This window comes from Methylobacterium fujisawaense (genome assembly GCF_039619325.1).
GTDB lineage: Bacteria > Pseudomonadota > Alphaproteobacteria > Rhizobiales > Beijerinckiaceae > Methylobacterium > Methylobacterium fujisawaense.
On sequence record NZ_CP155000.1, the window covers coordinates 1,991,960 to 2,005,852 of the forward strand.

17 protein-coding genes are annotated in these 13,893 nt (G+C 70.3%); 8 read left to right on the plus strand and 9 right to left on the minus strand.

The window, feature by feature from the left end; translation table 11 throughout:
* The first annotated feature begins 166 nt into the window (after positions 1–166).
* A complete protein-coding gene (locus ABC766_RS09460; RefSeq protein WP_342140961.1) occupies positions 167–529 on the plus strand; it encodes a hypothetical protein in 363 nt (120 codons plus the stop codon).
* Positions 530–596: 67 nt separating this feature from the next.
* Here ABC766_RS09460 and ABC766_RS09465 read toward each other — a convergent pair whose 3' ends face one another.
* Positions 597–926 (minus strand): cytochrome c, encoded by a 330-nt coding sequence (locus tag ABC766_RS09465; RefSeq protein WP_342140962.1) that lies wholly within the window; start codon positions 924–926, stop codon positions 597–599.
* Positions 926–1,738 carry a universal stress protein gene (locus tag ABC766_RS09470; protein ID WP_342140971.1) on the minus strand — a complete coding sequence of 271 codons (813 nt, stop codon included), beginning with the start codon at positions 1,736–1,738 and terminating at the stop codon, positions 926–928. The genes ABC766_RS09465 and ABC766_RS09470 overlap by 1 nt, the downstream gene beginning before the upstream one ends.
* 173 nt (positions 1,739–1,911) lie before the next feature.
* On the opposite strand from ABC766_RS09470, the gene ABC766_RS09475 reads away from it, so the two are divergent.
* Together ABC766_RS09475 and ABC766_RS09480 are read left to right on the plus strand one after the other, a co-directional pair.
* On the plus strand, positions 1,912–2,730 hold the full coding sequence (locus tag ABC766_RS09475; RefSeq protein ID WP_342140963.1) for a universal stress protein: 819 nt from the start codon (positions 1,912–1,914) through the stop codon (positions 2,728–2,730).
* A 14-nt stretch (positions 2,731–2,744) separates the two neighbouring features.
* Positions 2,745–2,936 carry a hypothetical protein gene (locus tag ABC766_RS09480; RefSeq protein ID WP_043382136.1) on the plus strand — a complete coding sequence of 64 codons (192 nt, stop codon included), beginning with the start codon at positions 2,745–2,747 and terminating at the stop codon, positions 2,934–2,936.
* Positions 2,937–3,134: 198 nt separating this feature from the next.
* Here ABC766_RS09480 and ABC766_RS09485 read toward each other — a convergent pair whose 3' ends face one another.
* The 4 genes from ABC766_RS09485 to ABC766_RS09500 form a co-directional block, all read right to left on the minus strand.
* A complete protein-coding gene (locus ABC766_RS09485; RefSeq protein WP_345821993.1) occupies positions 3,135–4,643 on the minus strand; it encodes a DUF2336 domain-containing protein in 1,509 nt (502 codons plus the stop codon).
* Positions 4,640–5,725, minus strand: coding sequence for a lytic transglycosylase domain-containing protein (locus tag ABC766_RS09490; RefSeq protein WP_345822711.1), 1,086 nt, complete (start codon positions 5,723–5,725; stop codon positions 4,640–4,642). Before ABC766_RS09490 ends, ABC766_RS09485 begins: the two co-directional genes overlap by 4 nt.
* Before the next feature lie 89 nt (positions 5,726–5,814).
* The gene (locus ABC766_RS09495) at positions 5,815–6,444 is read right to left on the minus strand and encodes a flavin reductase family protein (protein ID WP_345821994.1); all 630 of its coding nucleotides are present in this window, start codon (positions 6,442–6,444) and stop codon (positions 5,815–5,817) included.
* An 11-nt stretch (positions 6,445–6,455) separates the two neighbouring features.
* A complete protein-coding gene (locus ABC766_RS09500) occupies positions 6,456–7,019 on the minus strand; it encodes a nitroreductase family protein (RefSeq protein ID WP_179697928.1) in 564 nt (187 codons plus the stop codon).
* Positions 7,020–7,172: 153 nt separating this feature from the next.
* Between ABC766_RS09500 and ABC766_RS09505 the strand changes: the two genes are divergently transcribed.
* On the plus strand, positions 7,173–8,090 hold the full coding sequence (locus ABC766_RS09505) for a hypothetical protein (RefSeq protein ID WP_043755151.1): 918 nt from the start codon (positions 7,173–7,175) through the stop codon (positions 8,088–8,090).
* A 17-nt stretch (positions 8,091–8,107) separates the two neighbouring features.
* Here ABC766_RS09505 and ABC766_RS09510 read toward each other — a convergent pair whose 3' ends face one another.
* A complete protein-coding gene (locus tag ABC766_RS09510; protein ID WP_075381572.1) occupies positions 8,108–8,995 on the minus strand; it encodes a DMT family transporter in 888 nt (295 codons plus the stop codon).
* A 276-nt stretch (positions 8,996–9,271) separates the two neighbouring features.
* On the opposite strand from ABC766_RS09510, the gene ABC766_RS09515 reads away from it, so the two are divergent.
* Positions 9,272–9,670: a PRC-barrel domain-containing protein gene (locus tag ABC766_RS09515; RefSeq protein WP_043382150.1), complete on the plus strand. Its 399-nt coding sequence runs from the start codon at positions 9,272–9,274 to the stop codon at positions 9,668–9,670.
* A gap of 171 nt (positions 9,671–9,841) precedes the next feature.
* Here the strand turns inward: ABC766_RS09515 and ABC766_RS09520 are convergent, their stop codons facing one another.
* Positions 9,842–10,144, minus strand: a complete 303-nt coding sequence (locus ABC766_RS09520) for a hypothetical protein (protein WP_345821995.1) — start codon at positions 10,142–10,144, stop codon at positions 9,842–9,844.
* Positions 10,145–10,433: 289 nt separating this feature from the next.
* Here ABC766_RS09520 and ABC766_RS09525 point away from each other — a divergent pair, with 289 nt between their 5' ends.
* Together ABC766_RS09525 and ABC766_RS09530 are read left to right on the plus strand one after the other, a co-directional pair.
* Positions 10,434–10,928: an HD domain-containing protein gene (locus ABC766_RS09525; RefSeq protein ID WP_043382283.1), complete on the plus strand. Its 495-nt coding sequence runs from the start codon at positions 10,434–10,436 to the stop codon at positions 10,926–10,928.
* A gap of 394 nt (positions 10,929–11,322) precedes the next feature.
* Positions 11,323–11,481: a hypothetical protein gene (locus ABC766_RS09530; RefSeq protein ID WP_345821996.1), complete on the plus strand. Its 159-nt coding sequence runs from the start codon at positions 11,323–11,325 to the stop codon at positions 11,479–11,481.
* Between the two features lie 157 nt (positions 11,482–11,638).
* On the opposite strand, the gene ABC766_RS09535 is transcribed toward ABC766_RS09530, so the two are convergent.
* Positions 11,639–11,827, minus strand: a complete 189-nt coding sequence (locus ABC766_RS09535; RefSeq protein WP_043382154.1) for a hypothetical protein — start codon at positions 11,825–11,827, stop codon at positions 11,639–11,641.
* A 676-nt stretch (positions 11,828–12,503) separates the two neighbouring features.
* Here ABC766_RS09535 and ABC766_RS09540 point away from each other — a divergent pair.
* Positions 12,504–13,793, plus strand: coding sequence for a D-serine ammonia-lyase (locus tag ABC766_RS09540; protein WP_043382156.1), 1,290 nt, complete (start codon positions 12,504–12,506; stop codon positions 13,791–13,793).
* Positions 13,794–13,893 lie beyond the last annotated feature (100 nt).

Below are 13,893 nucleotides of genomic sequence, written 5' to 3' on the forward strand. Positions count from 1 at the left end.
TGTTCGAGTGTGAACCGACGAGCTTGGCTTGCCGAGGCGGCGCGTCCACGGATCGCGCACGCAGCGAGACCTTCGCCGGATGAGGGTCCGTTGACACGCGTCAAACACGCGGTCGGGGTGTGGGTCTATGATCCGCGCCGTCATCCGGTGACCGGAAGAAGGCGTCATGTTCCGCTCTGTCCTCGTCATCGCCGTCTTGGTCGGATCAACCGCGGCGCTCTCGCGGCCCGGAAGCGGCGCCCTGCCCTTCGCGCATGTCGAGGCGCGTCGGACATCGACCTGCATGTGCGGCCCCGTGCGACGATCGCCCCGCTTCAGGGACCGGGCGTCGGTCTACCGCGATCGCGCGGCCTCCCAAGGCGGCGTGCGAAGCCGGACCCTGGCCGGCGGCCGATTCGACACGGGCGCCCCTGTTCCGGTGATGGGCACGGCAGACGGATTCCAGCGCTGGAGGCACTACGACGATTGCATCTGGGGCTACGCCGGTCTCCTTCCGCCGGCGCATTGCACCGACTATTACGCCTTCTGAACCCGGCCGCGATCCGATCCGCACTGCAGTGGCCGGGATGCACGGTCGTGCATTCGTCGACCGGCCGTCACGGTTTCAGCGTCTTGAGGTAAGCCGTGAGGTCGGCGGCATCATCCGGTTCGAGCCGGAAGTCCGGCATCGCCGGATGCCGCCGCTCGACGCCCTCGATCAGGACGTCGGCGAGGTCGTCGACGGGAAAGCGCTCGGCCAACAACCTGAAGGTCGGGGCCGCCCGCATCGGGCTCGCGCCCCGGAGGCCGATGGCGTGGCAGCCTGCGCAATGCGCATGCGCAAACTTCCGCCCCTGCGGCGCCGAGGATTCCTCCGCCCCGATCGCTCCGGTGCAGAGCAGATCCAGGCCGAGGGCGACACCGACGGAGAGCAGCCGCCAATGCATCAGTGACACATCAGGCTGCAGATGGGTGCGCGGTCGAGGACATCGCGCGTGACGCCGCCGAAGATCCATTCCCGCAAGCGGGAATGGCCATAGGCCCCCATGACGACCAAGTCGGCGTCCTGCTCCAGGGCGAACCGCATGATCGCGTCGGCATCCGAGCCGGCGGCGTGGAGGTGGTGGGCGGTGGCGCTCACGCCGTGCCGGGCGAGGTGAACCGCCAGATCCTCGGCGTTCCCGACGCGCACGTCCTCGCCGCGGGTCGCCACGAGCACCTGATCCGCCGCGCGGAAGAAGGGCAGCGCCGCCGACATCGCCCGGCGCGCTTCAGGACCGTCCTTCCAGGCGAGGACGATGCGGGCGGCCTTCAGATGGACGATCCGCGGCGGCACGATGAGGACGGGCCGGCCGGCCTGCATCAGGACGGGCCCCGGCGACACGCCGAGCGGACCCGGGTCCGGATCATCCGGCCCCTGCCGGCTCACGACCACGAGGTCGGCGGTGCTCGCCTGTTCGACGAGATGCGTCAGCGGATCGGCGAAGCCCGCGTGCCAGATCGTGCGCAGCTCGCAGCCGGCGCTGTGTTCGAACACGTCGCGCGCCCGTTGCAGGATCCCGCGGACCCGGGTCGCATTCTGCTCAACGTCGTCGGCCGCCTCGCAGAGGTCCCGCACCAGGATGGGAACAGGCACCGTCTGGGCAGCCGCACCCGTGAGGATCGCTTCGAAACGCCGCGCCAATCCGGCGGCGAGGCTGACCCGGTCCGGAGCGTCCTCGCTGAGGTCGAGGGCGACGAGGATATTCGCGTAGCCCATGGCGCCCCTTCCCGTGCCGACAGCGAGCCACGACAGGTGGCCCAGAAGGCGCATGGTCGCCTTGATCCAGCGCAAGATGCTGGGTCGTCCGGGTCTTGAGATGGATCAAGGCTCTGCGGAAACCGCGACCGCATTGTGGGTGGGTATTCCGTTCCCGGTCGCAGGATATCCGCATGTCGTACGCTAGCCTCATGGTCGCGGTCGATGACGGGCTGCACGCCGCGCAACGCATACGACTCGCTGCGGACCTCGCGCATCACCTGGGCACGCGCCTCGTCGGCGTGGCCGCATGCGTGCCGGATTATCCGCGGGGCTATGGCGAGACCGCCGTGCCCATGGGCTCGGCCATCGAGGACATCCGCCAAGCCGCCCTTACGAGACTCGCAGGCTTCGAACAGATCTTCCGGGAGGCCGCCTGCCGCAGCGACCGCGTCGAGTGGCGCTCGGATCTCGACCATCCCGTCCGCTTTCTGGAGCAGCAGGCGCGGGCCGCAGACCTCGTCGTCGTCGGTCGCTACGCGCAGAACGAGGGAGTGTCCCTCGGGGCTGCGGTCGACCTCGGGGACGTTCTGATGGAGCTGGGCCGTCCGGTTCTGGTCGTACCGCCCGGCGTCGAGCGAATGGAGGCGAAGCGCATCGTCGTCGGGTGGAAGAGCTCTCCGCAGACCCGCAGGGCCGTATGGGACGCGATGCCGTTGCTCAGGCGTGCGGAGACGGTCCAGGTGGTGCGGGTCAACGATGGCGAGGACGCGTCAGAGATCGAGGATGTCGCCCGGTACTTGGCCCTCCACGACGTGAATGCGGTGCCGCGCCGAGTCGTGGCATCGGGCTGGACGGCGGCCGAGGAACTGCAGAGGGCAGCGGTCGAGGCCGATGCGGACCTGATCGTGACCGGGGCCTACGGCTACAGCCGTCTGAGAGAATGGTTCTTCGGCGGCGTGACCCGTGACCTCCTGGCCGACGCGTCGGTCTGCAGCCTGATGAGCCACTGACGGGAGGTGCGCCGATGGCGAACCCGGGCAACCCTGGCGATCCTGACACCGGCTTCCCGCCGCCATCTCCCGCGCGGACACCGGAGCCGCAGCAAACCCCGCTGCCGGAGCCCCTGGGCATCCCCGACTCGGAGCCGGACGACGTGCCGCCGGCCAACGAGCCGCTGGGCATCCCGGGCGGAATGCCGCCCGAGATCGTGCCCTGACCGCGGACGCGTGCCTGACCGGCCCCGGAAGCCGGCGATCCCGGCCGCCCACCGATCCGGGCGCGGCTCCGGCTGCGTCGGACACGGCCGTGTCCTGAAGCTCTTCCCGTGCGGAGCGATCCAGGCGCGGCGGTGCCGCCCGCCGCTGCGCTCGCCCAGGACGAGGCGGCGACGGCCAGGCCGGGCGCTGTCGTCCGATCAGGCGGCGATGCGCGCGGCCTGATCGCTGGTCGCCTCCTCCGAATCCCGCTCGGCGCGACCCTGGCTGGCGCGGAAATGGTCGAGGAGGCTGTCACCGAGGCCGTCGAGCACCCGATCGGTCGCGGCCTGCGTGGCCGGGTCCAGTTCCTCGGTGCGGTACCAAGCCAGGATCTGCTCCGGCAACGCGTCGAGGATCGCCCCAACGGGATTGAGCGGCTCGGCCATAGCCGGCACGTTGGCAACGGCTGTGACGATGACGGTTTCGTCAGGACCGGCCTCGGCCACGAAGGCGGTCCGGCGCTGGCTTTCCAAGGCAGCACGCCACGCGGCGTCGGCGGCTTCGGTCTCACGGCGGGCCGTTTCCCGGGCGAGCGCCTGTGCGGCGATTGCGCGGGCCGCCTCGCGGGCCTCGTCCCGGGCGGCCTCGGCCTCGTAGCGGGTCAGCAGGGTGATGATCGGATGCATGTGCGGATCCGAGAGATCGCCGCAGGCCTCGATGGCGCATTCGATGATCCGCCGCGACAGACCGGTTCCCCGGGCGGGGAGCGCCCGGCCGGCGAGGTCCTGCCAGGCGGAGAGCGCCGCCTGCATCGCCGGCAGGAGCGGGTCGGGCAGACCCGCTCTGGCATGCAGGTCCGCGAACTGGCGCGGGTCGCGCATGGCCCGGACGATCGCGGCATGATCCTGACCCGAGAGGTCGGCCAGGGCGGCGAGGGCGAAGTCGATCCGGCCGGAGAGCACGGCTCGGAGAACGAGCCCTGCCGTCAGCTGCCGGGTCGTGCGCAGATGGGTCACGAGGCGCGACACCGCAGCCGCACCCCGTCCTTCGCAGGCCTCGAGGGCCACGCGCTCGCCGGCCTCGCGGCTCATCCGGCCGCAACGCTCGGCGCTGAGCCAGCCACGGTCCGTGACGAACCCGGAGAGGGCCTGTGCCACCGCGATCCCGAGGGCATGGCGCACCTCGGGCGGCAGGTCGGCCCGGGCAAGCAGCGCCTCGCGCAGGGACGCCTCGTCTCCCCGCCGCTCGATCATGCGCAGCAACCGGCCGGCCGTGATCTTCGCCGTCGGATTGGCCGCCAGAACGACCAGCGTGTCCGTCTCGCCGATCTCGGCCAGGGCGCCCGAGACCGCGTGCGACAGGTGGTGCCGGGCGGCGATCACCGCGCGGGTCGCCTCATCGCCGAGGGCCGCGGCATCCACGAGATCGGCATCGGTGAGGACCGGAGATCGGGCCAGGACCAGCCGCGCCACCTCCGGGACATCGCAGGAGAGGGCGACGACGAGGGGACGCGGGGCCCGTGCCGAGGCCGCGCAGGTCTCGGCGAGCGCCCGGCGTACGAGCGGCGATGGATCGTCCAAGAGCGCGAGCAGCGCCGTCTTGGCCTCCCAGGCCTCGTCGGCGTTGAGATCCCCGTACAGATAGGCCCGCGCCAGAGACGCGGTCGCCTCGGCCCGGCCTCCGGCCGAAGCATTCTGCGTCCAGGCCAGGAAGTCGCGGATGATCATCGACCGCTCCGGGGGGCGAACAGGCTGGTCCTGTCGCCGGGCATGGGCACTGCGACCGCAAGGTCCGCGGGTCGGCGGGGCGGCAGCGGCGGATTGAGAAGAGGTGCGCCCGCGGGCGTCGCCGCCGGCTCGGGAAGTGCGCCCGTGACGGCAGGCTCCGCGTCGGCGACGCGCGACGGCGGCTCCGAATCGGAGCGCGGGAAGTAGGTCGGCGCCGGGTGCTGCGTCGGCGCGGCGGTGTTGCGGGACTGCCAGAGCCGCGCCGCGGCATCCGACGCCGCACCGCGCTGGTCCGTCTGGAACAGGCTGCGCAGATCCGAGCTCCCGCCGAACGCGGTCGCTGCACTGGCATAGGCCGACACGGCCTGCGGCGCGGCGGGATTATCCTGGCGCAGGCCGGTCAGGTCGGTGGCGGCCGCGCCCTGTGCGGCCGCCGAGAGGCTGGCATACAGTTCGGCAGCGCTGCGCGGCCGTCCGGCGCGGTCGTAGAACAGAGCCCGGTTCGCGGCGGCCGCCTCCGGCAGGTCGAGGGCGGCGGCGCGCTCCGGGAAGGCGCGGGCCGTCGAGATCAGGGCCGCGGCACCCTTCGCGCCCAGCACATGCGCCGCATAGAGGTCGCCCGCGGTCGGCTCCCGGCCGAGGGCGCTCGTCAGGGCGTCCGCATTCTGCTGGGTCAGGGCGCCGGCCAGCGTGGCGGAGATCTTGGGATCGCGGCGCAGGTCGAGGATCGCCTGCCGCTGGCTCGCGTCGGGGACCGTATAGGTCCCGTCCGACTGTCGGGTGATGGCTTCGGCCTGGGCCTGCAGACCGAGCCGCGGCCCGGCATTCTTCATCACGCCGAGCCAGGTCTGCTCGATGAACTGGAACAGCCCGGTGGCGGAGGAGGTCCCCGCCTTGGCGGCGGGATCGAGGGCCGATTCACGCCGCGCCGTGGCGAGGAGATAGTCGAAGCCGACGCCGCTCGCCGTCGCGCCGTCACGGATCGCCTGGACGACCGGCCCCGAGGCGGGCGCGGCCGGCAGGGACCGCGCCTGGGGCGGCGGGCTCTCCGGTGGGCTCGACGGCGTGGTGAACAGGAACATCCGGGCGCGCACGGGAGTGGGGACCGTCCGAACCTGCGCCCACTATGGTAAACAAGTCCTCAATCGACGGTGCGCGTCCCGATCCTGTTTCAGGACCCGGTGAACTCCCCGGCGCCCTTCGGCCGGCGCATCTGGAACCGGGTGTCGGCCGTGACGTGGAAGTAGTCGAAGTATCCGCCACGCATGATCGGATGCATCGCCGCCGTATTGACCATGCCGTCGACCACGTAGCGTGGATCGATATAGATCGACACGACTTGGCCGATCACCAGGAAATTCTCGGCCTCGCCGCCCTCGAGGGGGACCAGCGGCACGGTCTGCAACCAGCGGCATTCCAACGCCGCCGGCGAGGCGGCCACCCGCGGTGGGCGAACCTTGTGCGAGGGCGCGGTCTCCAGCTTGGCGAAGGCGAACTCGCTCGTTCCGCGCGGCAGCGGCGCCGAGGAATCGTTCATCCCGTCGCGCAGATCCCAGGTCGCGAGACTGCAGACGAATTCCTGCCCCTCCTCGGCGAAGGTCATCGCGTCCTTGCGGCCCGTGGAGGAGAACGCGACCATGTTGTCGGCCACGGCGTTGAAGAACGAGTAGGGCGCGAGGTTCACCGCGCCCGCACGGTTCATGGCGCTGATCCAGCCGATCGGCCGGGGCGCGACGATCGCCTTCAGCGGATTGTGCGGGAGGGCGCGCGCCTCCCGAGGCAGCGCGAGATCGTAATGCACGGCCGGTCCCTTCAGAGGTAGGTGACGATGTCGTCGAGCGCCGGCCGCGGCCGGTCGGAGGGCACCTCGCGCGCCCGGCCGATATGGACGAAGCCCGCCAGTTTCTCGGCCGGCGCCAAGCCCAGTGCGTCGAGGACGCGACGGTCGTAGGCGAACCATTCCGTCAGCCAGGAGGTCGCGAAGCCGGCGGCATTCGCCGCGATCACGAGGTTCATGGTGGCGGCACCGGCGGAGAGCACCTGCTCCCATTCCGGGATCTTCACATGCGGCCCGGCTCGCGAGACCACCGCGACGACCACCGGCGCGTGGGTCAGGCGCGCCCGCTCCTGCGCGAGCCGCTCCGGCGAGGCGTCCGGATTGTCCGCCGCGAAGGTCGACGCAATGATCTCGCCCGCCCGCGACCGCGCCTCCCCGCCGATCACGATGAAGCGCCAGGGCGCGAGCTTGCCGTGGTCGGGCACGCGGGAGGCCGCGGTCAGGATCGCTTCCAGCTGCGCGCGATCCGGGCCCGGCTCGTCCAGCAGCGGCGGCGGCACCGAACGTCGGGTCTTCAGGAGATCGAGGGTGGCGGTCATGCGCTCCGTCCCGGTATCGCGTCCCGTGGGGGATGTGGCATGCGCGGGCCTCCGGTGGAAGTGCGGCCTTGCCACCGCCATGGTCCGGAGGCACAGGCAGGCCCGGACGATCCGGCGTCCGAGCTGGGGCGAAGGGTTGAGAGAGGCCGACCGATGCGCATGAGGCTTGCCGCGACGGCGCTGGCGATTCTCGCTGCCGGCCTGCTGCCCGCATCCGCCCAGCAGGACCCGTTCCAGAACCGGCTCGGCGGCGCCCTCCCCTCGCCGTCGATCACCACGCCGAACCTGCCGCCATCCCTGCCGGCGGCCGAGCCGGAGGCGCAGCTGTCCCTGTCGGCGCTTCTGTCCGGGCCGGGCACACCCCTGCGCCAGGGACTGGCATGGCGCATCTACGAGGACCGGGGCGACGGCACCCGCCCCGCGATCGTCGCCCGTTCCAACGAGGCGGAGCCGCATTTCAACCTCGCCCCGGGCACCTATGTGGCGACCGTGACCTACGGTTTCGCCAGCGCCTCGAAGCGGCTCGTGATGGGTGGCCAGCCGACCACCGATACGCTGCGGGTGGCAGCCGGCGCACTGAAGCTTGCGGGCGCCGTGGGTGACCAGAAGATCCCGCCCGGCCAAGTGATGTTCTCGGTCTTCGTGCCGGTGGGGACCAATTCCGAGGGCCGCCTCGTCCGCTCCGGGATCAAGACCGGCGAATTGCTGCGCCTGCCCGAGGGCACGTATCACGTGGTCTCGACCTATGGGGAGTCGAACGCGATTCAGCGCGCAGACCTCCGGGTCGAGAACGGCAAGGTGACGGAGGCGACCCTCAACCACCGCGCCGCCACCGTCACGCTGAAACTCGTGGCCGCTCCCGGGGCCGAGGCCTTCGCGGGCACCGCCTTCTCGGTTCTCACCCCCGGCGGCGACACGATCCGCGAGGCCATCGGGGCGTTCCCGCAGGTGACCCTCGCCGAGGGTGATTACGTCCTGATCGCGCGCCATGACGGGCAGGTCTACACGCGGGAATTCAAGGTCGAGAGCGGCCTCGACCGCGACATCGAGGTCGTGGCCAAGTCGGGCTGAGAGCGCCGGATCGGCTTTCAGGCGAAGCGCCGGGCCAGGGCTACGCAGGCGGCCACGGCCAGAGCGGCGCCGATCATGGCGGGCTCGATCCGCTCGCCGAGGACCAGCGCGGCGACGCCGAGGCCCAGGAATGGCTGCAGCAACTGGAGCTGGCCGACCGCCGCGATGCCGCCGCGCGCCAGGGCCCGATACCAGAACACGAAGCCGATCAGCATGCTGAACAGCGCCACGTAGGCGAGGCCCGCCCAGGCCGGCAGCGGGATCGCGCCGGGCTCGGCCGGACAGAGCGCCAGGGCCAGCGGCACGCTCACCGGCAGAGACAGGACCGTAGCCCAGGCGATCACCTGCCATCCGCCGAGCCGGCGCGCCAGGACGCCGCCTTCGGCGTAGCCGAGCCCGCAGAGCACGATCGCCGCGAGCATGAAACCATCCCCGGGACCGGGCGGTCCATCGAGGCCGCGCGCGGCGAAGGCGACCGTGACGAGCGCACCGGTGAGCGAAAACAACCAGAAGACGGGCGATGGCCGTTCGCCCGAGCGCAGCGCACCGAAAAGCGCGGTGACCAGGGGCAGCAGGCCGAGGAACACCGTTCCATGCGCGGCACCGACGGTCTGCAAGGCCAGGGCGGTAAGCAGCGGAAACCCGACCACGACCCCCGCGGCCACGATGGCGAGCGCCGGAACGTCGGCCCGGCGCGGGCGCGCTTGGCGCAGGGCCAGAAGGGCCGCCGCACCGGCGAGGCCGGCGAGCGCCGCCCGTGCCGCACTGAGGAACAGGGCGTCCATGCCGGTCAGGGCGAGCCGGGTCGCGACCAGCGAGGCGCTGAAGATGGTGATCCCGACGAGACCATCCATCCAGGCGCCCGGTGCCGACCTCCGCGCCCGATCGAGCGAGGCGTCTGCCATGCATGTCTCCCGCAAACTCACGTCGGCCTTCGCTTGCCGCGACGGGCACCGGTGGGCCAGGAACGATCCCGCCGCCGCCGGGCATTCTGTCCCGGCCGCGCGTCAGTACAGTTGCGCAAGGGGTTCGACGGGCGACTCACGACCAGGTGTCCGCGGACCGCGCGGGCACCTCGCGAGGGCTCCATGTTCCGCGCATTAACATTTCCGTGCGGGGGCGGAACGATGCGGCGTCATCGTCCATTTCCAGCCACCCATACCGGGACACTGGAGTTATTCATGCGCCGCCTCGTCCTTACAGCCCTCGCCGCCGCCACCCTCGCCGGTCCCGCCTTCGCCGCCAACGAGGCGCCCGCGACGGTGGCGCCGAAATTCGAGGCTGTCCCGCAGGACGCCGTGCTCAGCTACAACCTGATCGGTCTCAACGTCACCGACGCGCAGAACAACACGGTGGGCGAGATCAAGGATCTGGCCATCAATCATGACAAGCTTGTCGGCTACATCGTCTCGGTGGGCGGCTTCCTCGGCATGGGCGAGCACTACGTGGCGGTTTCGCCGAGCTCGATCGCCATCGGCTACGACGCCGACGCGAAGAAGTGGAAGGCCGTCATCGGAGCCTCCAAGGATCAGCTCAAGGCTGCGCCGGAATTCAAGTACGACGGCAAGTTCAAGCGCTGAGATCCAGATCTCAGACGAGGCCGGGCAGAGCGCCCGGCCGACCATTCGGGTCTGGCGGTGGAACGATCGCGGGACCCGTCGTGGCGGCCGAGGCATAACGCAGCGCCGGGCCGCCATGACACGATCGACGACAGTGCTGTCTGTCCCGACCGCACGAGGCGGAGTGACAGGCTATCGCGACGGTGCGACGGTGTCGCCCTGGGAGGGGCGCTCAGGCGCTCGGTGAAGCGGTTCACCGGGGCTTTCCAGAGCCTGACGCGCCAAGCAGGCGACCAAAGCGTCGCGTTTGGCCTGACGCAGCACGATCCGGGCGGCGGCCCGTGCGTTGGCGGCGCGCAACTCGGCGCGCGGGCCTCCATCGCGAAGGGCCCGCCATGCCAGGGCACGGAACCATCGGACGTTGGCCAGGGCCGCGGCGCGCCGGCTGAGCGGCCCACCGACATCGAGCGGCTTCTCCAGTGTCACGGACGCCATGGGCTCAATCCTGAAGTGCGACTCGCCGCTTGTCCGAACAGAGACAAGAGATGGCGAGTTCCGAGGAGCTGGGCAATAGTCCAAACGGTCATAACTTTCGGCCGACGCGCGAAGACTGCGCATCCGTGATATTTTCCGGACCCGCACCGTCTCGGCTTCGACGACCCGGGTAAGACGCGGCCTTCTTTGACGCGGGCCGGTCGGGAACACCCCAGCGCGTTGAGGACTTCACGGAGCTGGGAGCCGGAGCGACGGCAATCCGGTCCGGTGGATGCCGCATGAGGGCAGCGTGCCGACGATCTTCGATGCCCATACCTTCGCCCTTACCGCGCATGCCGGTCAGCTCGACAAGTGTGGCGAGCCCTGCATGCGGCACCTGGAGCGCGTTGCGAACGCGGCCTTGGCCCGAGCCGGTCACGCCCGACTCAGCGACGGACTCGACATTGACCCAATGCGAGTGATGCAGGCGGCGCTCCTGCACGATGTGCTGGAGGACACGTCACGCACGACGACAGATCTTCAGGCGGCCGGTTTCGAGGCGGATATTATCAGAACGGTCACGCTTCTCACGAAGCCCGCCAGCCGGATCGCCTATTCGGAACGGATTGCGGCCCTGATCGCATCGGGTGATCTCGCGGCACTGCTGATCAAGATGTCCGATACGGAGGACAATCTTCGTCCCTCCCGGATACCGCCCGATGCCGCCTTCCTGCGCGAGCGCTACGCCGACGCCTTCGCGCGTCTGAAGTCGGCTGCGGCGGTGGTGGGATACACAGGGCGCTGAGGCCGGGGGCAAACGGGTCGCGTTGTGATCCGCTTCCGACATCTCCGTGCCGCTGAACGGCAACGCCGCGATCCGCCGCCCAGACTGGACGGAAAGCTGAAGGGTGAGGTCCCGGCTGCCGGGCTTGGCCTTCGCCGGTCAGGGTGCCCTTCCCGCCACCTGGGCTGCCGGCGGCACCGTCTGGCGTCTGAGGGAGATCGACTCGGAACTGATGATCGTCCCCCGGATTGCATCGGTTGCGGGTGCTGCCCCCCGCTTTGGCCGCGGTGGACGTCGCCGACGCAACGCGGCGGGAGCACCGGTCCGAACGACGCAGGCTCCGGGCCAGCCTTCCGCAGGCACTGACGCCGAACGCTGTCGGTCCCATTCCATGCATTTGCAAGAAGGAGATTCCATGCCGTCGATCAGTCGTCTCTCGCTGGTAGGATTCATGCTGATCGGCCTCGCGGCCTGCGACGACAAGCAGGCGCAGAACAATACACCGACGAAGCCCGACGCCACGAAGATGGAACCGCAGACCGATCAATCCGCACCGAACCCGCCGCAGCGCTAGAACCGTTCCCGATCGCCTCGCGATCAGGAGCGGCTCAAAGCCTTCGTCCTAAGGCGCCTCTTGCGCCGAACCGGCGTTCATTGCGGCGGCGCGTACGCGCGCCGGCAGCCCGCGATCGTAGCGGGGCCGACCGATGGACGGTCCGAGACATCTGCGGTCATGCCCGGTCCGATGTGGCCGCGGAGCCCTCCGGGCCGGAGGCGGTGGTTAAGGGAGGATCGCCGGAAGGCTCAGCCACGAACGGGGCGACTGCGCCGAAGCTCAGGGCGGCTTGGACGAGGATGTCATCGAGCGTATCGGCAGCCCAAAGCGCGCCGTCGAATACGGACCACAGGATCTGGCGCATCGGTCTCCTCCCGCCGCATCCCGGGACGACGCCGCTCCCCGGCGTCGACCCGGGATGCGGCGCTCATTCGGTTCGCATCTGCATGCTCAGACGAAGTGCATCGGCAGGGCACGATCGAGGACTTCGACGTAGGTTCCGGCCAGGACCGCGATGGTGGCGACGGCGGCGGCGGCGGCAAGGGTGAGACGCGCAGTGAGGGTCATTGGAAGTCTCCATCGGATCCGCGACTGTCTTCGCGGTGTGATCCCGATGTAAGCTCAAGCTTTGCGGGCCGAAGTGCTCCCGCACACCTGAAAACGGATCGCGTGACCGTCGCGCGGCTCAGGGGAGCGGCAGTCCCGTCGGGAGCGTCGCGGGGCCGGAACGATCGCCGACGGCATCGACGGCGCGGTTCAGAGGGCCGGCGTGGCGTTCCCGTCCGTCGGGATCGTCTCCCTATTACACAAGCCTCCCCCTGCGACGGCGTCTGGGTGACCTTCTCAGGATGTCCGCCACCGCGACAGCGCCAGCCCCGACGAGGGCGCAAGGACGGATCGCCGGCCAGACCCACCATGCGCCCGATGGGCATGCCGAACGGCAGGTGGCTCTGATAAGCAGTCCGGGCGGATACATGCGGCCGCGTCACCGACCCTCGCGCAGGTCGGACCGGCCCGAAGCGAGCGGGATCCAAAACGCCATGGCAGGGATCGTCGAGATGCAGAACAGCCCCTGGGTCGGCCGCATCCCCGTCGCGGTCATGCAGGCCTGTCCGGCGATCTGGATCAACCCGGCGGTGGCCGACAGTGCGTCCGTCCTCCCGGATCTGGCGCTGGGCAAAGCCGACGTCGACGGTGCGGTGGCACGCTGGCAGCGCTTCGCACCGTTGCTGACGCGCCTCTTCCCGCAGGAGGTGTCAGGCCGGATCGATTCGCCGCTGATCCCGCTGGCGGCCGGCTTGTCCGACACCATCCTGTGTGGAGCGGGGGGCCGTGTGCTGGTCAAGGCGGACCATGCATTGCCGGTGACGGGCTGCATCAAGGCACGCGGCGGCGTCTACGAGGTCCTGGCCTACGCCGAGGCGCTGGCCGCGCAGGCCGGACTGCTCGCCGAGGGCCGATCCTATGCGGCCTTCGCGGACCCGGAATTTCGCGACCAGTTTGGCCGCCACATCATCGCGGTCGGCAGCACCGGCAATCTCGGCTTCAGCGTCGGACTGATGGGACGGGCGCTCGGCTTCGCGGTGGAAGTTCACATGTCGCACGATGCCAAGGCCTGGAAGAAGGAACGCCTGCGGGAACTCGGCGCCCGCGTGGTCGAGCATCGCGGCGATTACGGTGCGGCGGTCGCGGCGGCGCGCAACGCTTATTCCGGACGCGGCGACGCGCATTTTGTCGACGACGAGGATTCGGTCGAGCTGTTCCTGGGCTATGCGGCCGCGGCCCTCGACCTGGAGCGCCAGCTCGCTGCAGCCGGGATCCCGGTTGGCCCGGCCCATCCCCTGTTCGTCCATCTGCCCTGTGGCGTCGGAGGCGCGCCGGGTGGTGTCGCCTTCGGCCTGAAGCTGCTGTTCGGTGATTCCGTGCATCCGGTCTTCGTCGAGCCCGTGGCGTCGCCCTGCATGCTGGTTCAGCTCGCGGCGGGGCTCGAACGGCCGGTGAGCGTCTACGATGTCGGTCTCGACAATCGCACCGCCGCCGACGGGCTGGCGGTCGCCTCCGCGTCCATGCTGGTCGCTCGCACCCTCGAGAAGCTTGTCCGGGCCGTGGTCACGGTCCCCGACGATGCGTTGTATCGTTGGCTCAAGATCCTCTGGACGGAGGCGGGTATCCGCCTGGAGCCTTCCGCGGCGGCCGGCTTCGCGGCGGCGGGACGTTTTGCACAGACCATCCCGGCGGAGACGCGCGCCGCCGCAACCCACGTCATCTGGACGACCGGTGGTGCGCATCTCCCGGCCGAGGAGTTCGAGGCGGCGCTCGCCCGCGGCTGAGGGGCCTTCCCCGGGGCGGATGCCGACGTCGCGCGCCCCTTCGAATAGGGCTCGACGATCAGTGCCGGGTGGATACGCTCTCCGTCCCCGACCAGGGTGC